Source organism: Acinetobacter sp. TG2027, from assembly GCF_000302435.1.
Classification (GTDB): domain Bacteria; phylum Pseudomonadota; class Gammaproteobacteria; order Pseudomonadales; family Moraxellaceae; genus Acinetobacter; species Acinetobacter pittii.
In genome coordinates this window covers 1-8012 of record NZ_AMJN01000017.1, presented here as the reverse complement: position 1 = coordinate 8012, position 8012 = coordinate 1, and the positions used below count along the sequence as shown (strand labels likewise).

Annotated in this window: 11 protein-coding genes; 5 read left to right on the top strand and 6 right to left on the bottom strand. The window is 36.2% G+C overall.

What is annotated here, in order from left to right; all coding sequences use genetic code 11:
• The first annotated feature begins 221 nt into the window (after window positions 1-221).
• Both B806_RS0105065 and B806_RS0105060 read left to right on the top strand, forming a co-directional pair.
• A complete protein-coding gene (locus tag B806_RS0105065; RefSeq protein ID WP_000425105.1) occupies window positions 222-983 on the top strand; it encodes a hypothetical protein in 762 nt (253 codons plus the stop codon).
• Between the two features lie 295 nt (window positions 984-1278).
• The gene (locus tag B806_RS0105060) at window positions 1279-1983 is read left to right on the top strand and encodes an IS6-like element IS1006 family transposase (RefSeq protein WP_001067784.1); all 705 of its coding nucleotides are present in this window, start codon (window positions 1279-1281) and stop codon (window positions 1981-1983) included.
• 78 nt (window positions 1984-2061) lie between these two features.
• On the opposite strand, the gene B806_RS0105055 is transcribed toward B806_RS0105060, so the two are convergent.
• Complete coding sequence (locus tag B806_RS0105055) at window positions 2062-2307, bottom strand: hypothetical protein (protein WP_004282220.1); 246 nt, start codon at window positions 2305-2307, stop codon at window positions 2062-2064.
• Between the two features lie 150 nt (window positions 2308-2457).
• Between B806_RS0105055 and B806_RS0105050 the strand changes: the two genes are divergently transcribed.
• Both B806_RS0105050 and B806_RS0105045 read left to right on the top strand, forming a co-directional pair.
• The gene (locus B806_RS0105050; RefSeq protein ID WP_004676219.1) at window positions 2458-2682 is read left to right on the top strand and encodes a helix-turn-helix transcriptional regulator; all 225 of its coding nucleotides are present in this window, start codon (window positions 2458-2460) and stop codon (window positions 2680-2682) included.
• Between the two features lie 416 nt (window positions 2683-3098).
• The gene (locus B806_RS0105045) at window positions 3099-3416 is read left to right on the top strand and encodes a hypothetical protein (protein ID WP_005065053.1); all 318 of its coding nucleotides are present in this window, start codon (window positions 3099-3101) and stop codon (window positions 3414-3416) included.
• Window positions 3417-3479: 63 nt separating this feature from the next.
• On the opposite strand, the gene nadS is transcribed toward B806_RS0105045, so the two are convergent.
• Entirely contained in the window at window positions 3480-3752 is a 273-nt protein-coding gene (gene nadS, locus B806_RS0105040; protein ID WP_000369781.1) for a NadS family protein, read from the bottom strand.
• A complete protein-coding gene (locus tag B806_RS0105035) occupies window positions 3745-4065 on the bottom strand; it encodes a type II toxin-antitoxin system RelE/ParE family toxin (RefSeq protein ID WP_004698338.1) in 321 nt (106 codons plus the stop codon). Before B806_RS0105035 ends, nadS begins: the two co-directional genes overlap by 8 nt.
• A 166-nt stretch (window positions 4066-4231) precedes the next feature.
• Here B806_RS0105035 and B806_RS0105030 point away from each other — a divergent pair, with 166 nt between their 5' ends.
• On the top strand, window positions 4232-4492 hold the full coding sequence (locus B806_RS0105030; protein WP_004698336.1) for a hypothetical protein: 261 nt from the start codon (window positions 4232-4234) through the stop codon (window positions 4490-4492).
• A gap of 209 nt (window positions 4493-4701) precedes the next feature.
• Here the strand turns inward: B806_RS0105030 and B806_RS0105025 are convergent, their stop codons facing one another.
• From B806_RS0105025 to B806_RS0105015, 3 genes are all read right to left on the bottom strand, one after another.
• On the bottom strand, window positions 4702-5268 hold the full coding sequence (locus B806_RS0105025; RefSeq protein ID WP_000858429.1) for a plasmid replication DNA-binding protein: 567 nt from the start codon (window positions 5266-5268) through the stop codon (window positions 4702-4704).
• Window positions 5269-5331: 63 nt separating this feature from the next.
• Window positions 5332-6213, bottom strand: a complete 882-nt coding sequence (gene repM / locus B806_RS0105020; RefSeq protein ID WP_005804946.1) for a replication initiation protein RepM — start codon at window positions 6211-6213, stop codon at window positions 5332-5334.
• Window positions 6214-6760: 547 nt separating this feature from the next.
• Window positions 6761-7930 (bottom strand): MobA/MobL family protein, encoded by a 1170-nt coding sequence (locus B806_RS0105015; RefSeq protein ID WP_004698297.1) that lies wholly within the window; start codon window positions 7928-7930, stop codon window positions 6761-6763.
• Window positions 7931-8012 lie beyond the last annotated feature (82 nt).

The window sequence follows — 8012 nt, the reverse complement described above, 5'->3', positions numbered from 1 at the left end:
GGCTGAAAAAGCGGGTTGAAGGGGGTCAAGGGGGAAGCGCCCCATTGCGTACTAGTTTCTCCGATGAGGAGAAACTGTCAAGTGCGAATTATTTAATATAAAAATAAAAATTCTTTTCAAGAAATTTTATTTTTATATTAAATAATTATTTTCAGACTGCCCTCTTTAAATATGGTAAAACCATATTTAAAGAGGGCAGTCTGAAAATTTGGCGGCAGATGATGGAAATGGAAAAAGCAAAAAAGCGTGGTCGACCTGCTCAGTTGTTACAGATTGCTGAGTTACATGCATTTGTAGAGTTTTTAGAACAGCAAGAACAGCTTTCTGATCTTCAATCTCAAGTGTTAAAGGCTTTAAATAGTGTTGATTGTAATTTTGAGGGGCTAACTCAGACAGATCAGGTTCTGGTCAAAGAGGCTTTAAAACCTTATCGTGAACATCTGAAGTTGAAATTGCTGTTTGAAGAGTTGAATAATCTGCCTCTTAAAACCGAGTATGAACAGAAGTTTTTAGATCTGTATGAACTTTTTCAAAAGAATGCACTAGATCAGATGGAACTAAATATTTTAAAAACCTTGGCGACACGGTATCTGAATTTTAAAGCGCAAAAGCTTGAATACAGTGATTTAGAATTGTATTTGAGTCAGCTACAGAAGAAGGATGCTGGGAAAAAACGCAAAGCTGAAAATCAACGTAAATTTGAATTAGGTGGTGCTGTTCTTGTCGCATTTAAGAAACTCAATATTGATATTAGCAATGATACTCCTCAACAGATTACCAATCGGATTGTGAATACGACAAAGTTTCATAATGAAGTACGTAAATCTTTAATTTTTAAAGATGTTAAGACATATGAAAATGAATATTTTAAAGCAAATAAACTTTTTATTCAGGTGTTAGAAGGATTACATACCTGGCAAAAGGGCGGAGAATTATTGTCAGTAATTGAAATTAAAAAGGCCTTAGAAAAAGGCGAAGAGTAGTTTATTTAGCAGGGATTTTAGAGAAGTTGGACATTTCTATTTTGGGCTTACAATCGAATTTCGTATACAGAGACATTATGTAAATTTAGAGTAAACCCTAAAGTTACAATCTGAAAGTTCATGAAATTATGTATCATTTAAATGATTTTTAATCATAAATAACATGTAACTTTAGTATTAAGGATTTATAATTTACGAAATTGTTCATTTTTATCCAATTGGGGCGTGAAAAAGGCACTGTTGCAAATAACCACGAATGGTAAGCTGAAGACTGTTTTAGCTAAAGGTGCAGCATATGAATCCTTTCCATGGTCGGCATTTTCAGGGCGAAATCATTCTTTGGGCTGTGCGCTGGTATTGTAAATATGGCATTAGCTATCGTGAACTGCAGGAAATGCTGGCCGAACGGGGTGTGAATGTTGATCACACGACTATTTACCGTTGGGTTCAACGTTATGCTCCTGAAATAGAAAAACGTTTACGCTGGTATTGGCGTAATCCTACAGATCTGAGCTCGTGGCATATTGATGAAACCTATGTAAAAGTGAATGGACGATGGTCTTATCTGTATCGTGCAGTCGATCAACGTGGCGATACCATTGATTTTTATCTTTCTTCTAGACGTAATACCAAATCAGCATATTGTTTTCTTGGAAAAATTTTAAATAATGTGAAGAAGTGGCAAATTCCACAAGTGATCAACACGGATAAAGCACCCACATATGGACGTGCTTTATCACGGTTAAAACGGGAAGGTAAATGTCCACCAGACCTTGAGCACAGGCAGATTAAGTATAAAAATAACGTGATTGAATGTGATCATGGCAAGCTAAAGCGGATCATCAGGGCCACATTAGGATTCAAATCTATGAAGACGGCTTATGCCACAATTAAAGGTATTGAAGTCATGCGTGCACTACGTAAAGGACAAGCATCGTCATTTTATTATGGTCAGCCTCAGGGTGAAGTGTGTCTAATCAACAGGGTTTTCGGTCTCTAAGTACTTTTTAAAGGGAACATCATCGACTCAAATCTCTATTTGCAACAGTGCCCGATTTTTTACCGTGCCTCTCATAAATTAACAGTCAAAGCTGAAGAAGTGCTCTGGGAAACAAGAAACAAAGGCTTTTTGAATATCGCTGTACTCACACTCAGGATGCTTCTCTAAATAACGTCGAGTCCAAATCAGTGTGGCTTCATAATCATTAAAGCACTGATCGAGTTGTAAAAAGATCCACAGTTCATGGGCTTTTTGAATGAAAAAGTCATTGATGATCATGAGAGCAATTTTCTTTTCAGTGTTTGAATCCGGGTATGAGTACATATTACATTTCTCCGATAGTAAGGATAAATAGGTTAGTTGATAAGCTATTTATAACACATAAAAAATGTGTTTGTCACATTTTTTATGTGTTTTTTTTAAGTTTTATAGTCTGTGTTATACTTCTAATTCAAACAGATTGTATTTATCACGATGCCATACGAAGAATTTCAAAGACTTATGGGGAAAGCAGGTCTTTCAATTAAGGAATTTGCAACCTTATTGGACATGAATCCAAACTCCATAACTAACTATAAAAAGATCGGAAAAGTACCTACTCATATCGCTGTTCTGGTTTACTTACTTTCTAGCATGAAAGATGAGGGTGTAGACTTTTACCCTATTTTTGAAAAAATTAAGTCGTATTCAAAAGACTAAAACTCTCGTTTGTTGATTGTTGTAAGCTGTTAGTGATGACGTAAAAAATGCCTGAAGTTCAGGCATTTTTTTGTTTCAGGGACTTATAAGCCTCGATAGAACTTTTCAATAAAGTATCGAGTTTTGAGAACCAGGGTGATCATCAAATTCTTATGTTCTGAGATCTTAGGTCGAGCAATCGGTAAACCGGACATTTCTATTTTGGGCTTACATTGGAATTTCGCATAAGGTGTATTATGTTAATAATATAAATTTTTAAAAGCATATTGATTTAATAATAGAAAAATTATCAGAGTAGGGCATGTGTAAAGTAAACGTTCAATTATTAACCAATAATGATTAAAGATTTATATCTTGTATGTGTTAATTTTATTAACATATATATACGAAATTAATAATGCATTAAGTGAAATAGTATGCTAGGTGAAAATCATCATTTTTTAAAAAAATTTTCGATCAGTGATGCTGCTATAGCGTATAAAAAACCTCGCTCGACTATACTTAAATATATAAAAAGCGGAGATTTCGAACTTGACTACAATAAATTGATTGAATACAGTCAGTTAGTTAGAAAATTTGGTGAACTTACTTACCCTATACAGGACGAAAGAGAGCAACAAATCAAAAAACTAAAAGATGAAGTTATGCATTTAAAAAAACAACTTAACTTTTTTAAATATACTTCAATCTCAAACAAAAATAGACTATTAATTTCTCATAAACATTCCATTTAACATAATGGCCGTTATACGAATTTAAAAATGGGAGCTTAGCTCCCATTTTTTTAAGTAATTTTTTCAAATAAGGCTTGGATGAGCATCTAAAATTCGAATTAATGTAGCTGCTGGTCCAGTTGGATAGCGTCGACCTTGTTCCCAATTTTGCAGGGTACGAGGACTAATATGCAGACGTGCAGCAAACTCATTTTGGCTCAAGCCTGTTTTTTCACGTACTTCTTTAATATCTGGTAGTTCGAGTTCTGTAACTCGACTTGCTTTAACTTCTTTACGTTTGATAGCTCCAGCTTCTTTGATTGAAGCAACCAAGTCATCAAATAAGTTGTTATCCATGAAATTGCTCCTTCACGAGTTGGCGCAGAATGGCTGTTTCCTTATCTGTTAAATTATCTTTCACTGATTTTGGATAAGCCAATAAGAAAAATATCTGATCATCCTCGGTGACCCAATAATAAATCACCCGAATACCACCACTTTTTCCTTTGTTACCTTGAGCACAACGTACTTTGCGAATACCACCGCCATTCTTGATTAGATCACCTCTATCAGGCTGTACCAAAAGATCTTCCTGAAGTTGACGATATTCCTCATCAGATACAAGGTCTTTAATTTGCTTGGTAAAGATGCTGGTTTCAATAAATAACATGGACTCTTTATACGTCAATGGCGTACTTGTATTTTAGCAGTTTCCATAACAAAAAACGAGAGTTGTCCGCTCTCGTTCCAAATAACGCCCATCATGCTAAATAAAAGGATATTCAGAAAAATATAGATGTAAAATTATGACCAAGAAAAGTTATTTGAGTTGTTATATGAGCGTTACTGTTACTCAGCAAAAGGATATTGATAAGGTTTTGAAGAAATACCCTGATTGCTGTTCAATCTGTAAAGATCATTTTGATGATGAAGATTTGACATATACAGTTTTTGGATATGACAAAAATCAACGTATGCAAGTCGTTTCAGGTTGTTGTATTGATGCTATATCCGACATAGTTCTTCTAGGCTTATGTGGTTGTTATGACCCAAATGACATACAGAATTTAATGAAAGAGCATCCTCTAGTAGATTAATTCTTTAAGGTGAGGTTGAAGATTTTCTAAAATTAACATAATACACCTTATACGAAATGCGTTATAATTATCTATAGAAATCAATGCTGTAGTTTCTATTTTATAGCCCGAACATCCCTGTACGGGCTTTTTTTTGTGATCTTTCACGTAATATGGCTATTCTTTAATCAAATCCTTACAACTTTGATTAGCTCAGTTGAATAGTACCCTTAGCCATTCGGCAAGAAAAACCGGCTTAACCACCCTCTTTTCGGCTGCTCCGGTTCAACCGGCTCCGGCACCGGAATACGCTTATTTTCCGTTTTTTCCGGAGTAGTCAATCCGTCATGTTTGTCGTTATCTACATTCAATGTAGGTTCTACTTGAGATGGACTAGATTGCACTGAAGATTGATCTGAAGTTGGTGTGGGATGAACCTGAGTTGGCTTCATTTCAATTAGGGTAAGTAATGTATCAATACGAGAATTTGCTTTAGCTTCGCGATCTTCTGCTTTTTCTAACTGTTTCTTTAGAAAATCGATCTGATTCTTTAGTTCAATAACTGTATTGTCTGTGTATTCAGGTGTATTTATAGTTTGTGTTGGAGACGTATCAGTGTGTTTTGAGTGTTTTCCACTAAAAGGTTCACCATAAACGCGGAGTAACTCAGAGAAGTCGATAGAGCCATCATGATCACGACTTAACACCCCATTTTTTATATCTTTATAAAGTGTAGCACGAGATTTCTTATACAGTGTGGCTGCATCACTAACACTGTATTTTGTACTTGTTTTCATAGTGTATTGCTGTGTATTTAGGATACGTATTGAAGAATACAATAAGTGTATTCTTCAATACACTCAAGCTTTAAACCCTAAGTTCTTTAAGTGTGGCAAAAACTGCTGTTGTTGGTGAGGGTTTCTAAGCATATCCTTAATTTTAGCAGCTAAAATCTCATAACTTTCACCTTCTGAGGCTAAATGGGAAAGCTCATGTAAACGTGATAATTGATTCCCGAATAGATTAATTTGAGCATCAGATAGCTGATAAAAATCTTTCGAGGTATGTGTTATGGATTTAGATTTTTCTTTAAAAGAAAAGATAATATGAGTGACTTTACGCCCTGTTTTTTTCTGCTCATAAGTGACTTTTAAAGGGCTATATTCATTGATTTGGTCTATAGCAGTGTCAATTACTCGTTTCTTGAAATCAGCGAATAATGGGTACTTTTTACCGAGTTCTAACATTGTCCGTAAACTCTCAACAGAAATTTCACGCTTACCTATTTGCCGATATTGAACCAGTAGCTCATAAATACGAATACCGTATCCACTATTGATCCCAGCAATGTCTGATAAGGCATATTTGGTGAATTCTCTACTTAGATTGGAAATAAATGGCAGAATGGGTTTTGAAAAACGGATTCCAATGACACTTTGACTATCTAAAAATTGGATTTCTTGCACCCATCTCATTTTTATAGATTTATCATCAATACTGAGGTTAATAGACCTCTCATAGAGTCTATTAATACCTTCCTTTAAATCTCTGTATGCAGTTTTCTCATGTACGCCCAATTGTTTTAATTCATCGACGCTAACAGGGTATAACTCATCATCTGTAATAGGCTGATTTTTGGGAATCCGTGAAATGGCAGCTAAGACAATTCGTTGCTCTACGGCACTTAATTGATACGATGCTTCTATTACTTGATTTGATTTTACAACGTGATTTTTATTCAAAACAAAACCATTGATTTTTCTAATATATGACAAATATATACTTGTCATAGTTAGTAGTCAATCCGTCATAGTTAAGTAGTCAATCCGTCATAGTTAGTAGTCAATCCGTCATAGTTAGTAGTCAATCCGTCATATTTAAACGCTGAAACCTTTGCTATATAAGGCACAGAGACGACTGAAAAGATTTAAAAGATTTAAAATATATTAAAAAGGAAAGAATGAAAAATTGCCCTATGTTTTCGCTACGCTCAAACTCTATTGAACTTCGCTTACGCTCAGTTCGAAGGGGCAATTTTTGGGTTAATCTCGTGATAACTTCAAAAAAGCAAAAGCAACTCGGAATTCGCTTCGCTCATAAGTTTTTTATACTCGCTTCGCTCGACCTAGATGCAAATTAAATCTGTTCGCACCCTCCGGGATGCTCTGTATCTCAGTCTCAGCAGCAAAGGGGAGTTTGTAATCAGGGAAAAAGCATGGCAAAAATTTTAATTGTGTCTGTTCGCTCGTAGACACTCGCTCTGTAAACTTTGGATAAAACCAACTGAGCTTAAAAACCAGGGCCACCGTAATCATAATCATCAGCTTTAGGTTGTACTGGTTCTGATTGAGTGCGTTTGGGAGGCGTATTTTGTATCGGTAATACGTATTCAGGAAGTGAATGCACCTTGAACTCAAAACATGGGGTACTGTTACGTCTTGAGTCTTCTAGTTTTTCATTCATTTCGTAGATGGACCAAGCTTCTTGTTTAAGTATAGGGCCTTGGTTTTTGATAATTTCATTCAAATCATTTTTTAGTTTGTCCTTATTTGTTGCATTCTTGATTAAGTAATTCAGGTAATACATGACTTCCAATGATGAAAATGGGTTGTTTTCAGCACTATAAAAATATTCATGTTGTTGATCTAATTGCTTTTGGCGTTCTTCGAGTTCTCGTTCTTGCTGGTTGTGTTCTCTGATTTTTTGGATTTGGGCGAGATATTCCGCTGTCGCATTTTGTTGTCCAACGCCTAGTTTGGGCTCTGGAAGGTATAGCGTGCTGTGGATCTCGTTATATTTTTCATAGCTGTCTGCTGAAACCTGATTTTTGATGGTGATGTCTTGGCCATCCAGTGTGTAGGTGACGGTCGGGCAGTGCTGTGCAAGGGCATCATTCAAATGATTTTCCCATTGTTTTCGGATATAGATCAAAAAAGTGGAATAGTCTTCATGGCCATCTTGAAGTTGGATTTTTTTGGCACCGCCTTTGGCTGGATCTTGAGGGTTATAGCGTTTGAAGTACTGTTCTGCGCTGCGTTCAATGCCGTCATCCGCTTTTAGCGAGAACATCAGATGACAATGAGGCTGATCTTCGCCACTGATACGTGATTTTACGTTGTGTATGGCGTATGAGTGCGGATATTGCTGTGGAACTATATGTTTGTCTAAAAACGTCTCTATGAGCGTTTTACGCTGTTCTGACGTGAACTCATTCGGTAGGGCAATTTCATACTCCATGTAGGCCTTGGCATTGGCTCGTTCATACGTATCTGCTGCCTGCCAAAAATCAATGGGATCTTTTACAAAGGCAGGCATACATCGACCAGGTTCAATATGTTCTATGGTCTCATTGCTGGTTTTGCGGATGCCTTCATACTGCATCAGCCGGGAAATGTAGAGATAATGGCCGGTCGCATAGCCCTTATTTTTGCTTTTGACGCTGAAGTGGTAGCTGGCCATGTTCACCTCTGCTGGGTTGTGGGTTCGGTTTTTATGCAGTGAAACGGAATGAAAACCGCCCGGATTTGAAATGCCTGTATGG

Coding starts and splice junctions, on each gene's coding strand:
- B806_RS0105060 (WP_001067784.1), top strand. CDS start 1,279: ATGAATCCTTTCCATGGTCGGCATTTTCAGGGCGAAATCATTCTTTGG.
- B806_RS0105045 (WP_005065053.1), top strand. CDS start 3,099: ATGCTAGGTGAAAATCATCATTTTTTAAAAAAATTTTCGATCAGTGAT.
- B806_RS0105050 (WP_004676219.1), top strand. CDS start 2,458: ATGCCATACGAAGAATTTCAAAGACTTATGGGGAAAGCAGGTCTTTCA.
- B806_RS0105065 (WP_000425105.1), top strand. CDS start 222: ATGGAAATGGAAAAAGCAAAAAAGCGTGGTCGACCTGCTCAGTTGTTA.
- B806_RS0105025 (WP_000858429.1), bottom strand. CDS start 5,268: ATGAAAACAAGTACAAAATACAGTGTTAGTGATGCAGCCACACTGTAT.
- B806_RS0105035 (WP_004698338.1), bottom strand. CDS start 4,065: ATGTTATTTATTGAAACCAGCATCTTTACCAAGCAAATTAAAGACCTT.
- B806_RS0105015 (WP_004698297.1), bottom strand. CDS start 7,930: ATGGCCAGCTACCACTTCAGCGTCAAAAGCAAAAATAAGGGCTATGCG.
- B806_RS0105055 (WP_004282220.1), bottom strand. CDS start 2,307: ATGTACTCATACCCGGATTCAAACACTGAAAAGAAAATTGCTCTCATG.
- B806_RS0105030 (WP_004698336.1), top strand. CDS start 4,232: ATGAGCGTTACTGTTACTCAGCAAAAGGATATTGATAAGGTTTTGAAG.
- nadS (WP_000369781.1), bottom strand. CDS start 3,752: ATGGATAACAACTTATTTGATGACTTGGTTGCTTCAATCAAAGAAGCT.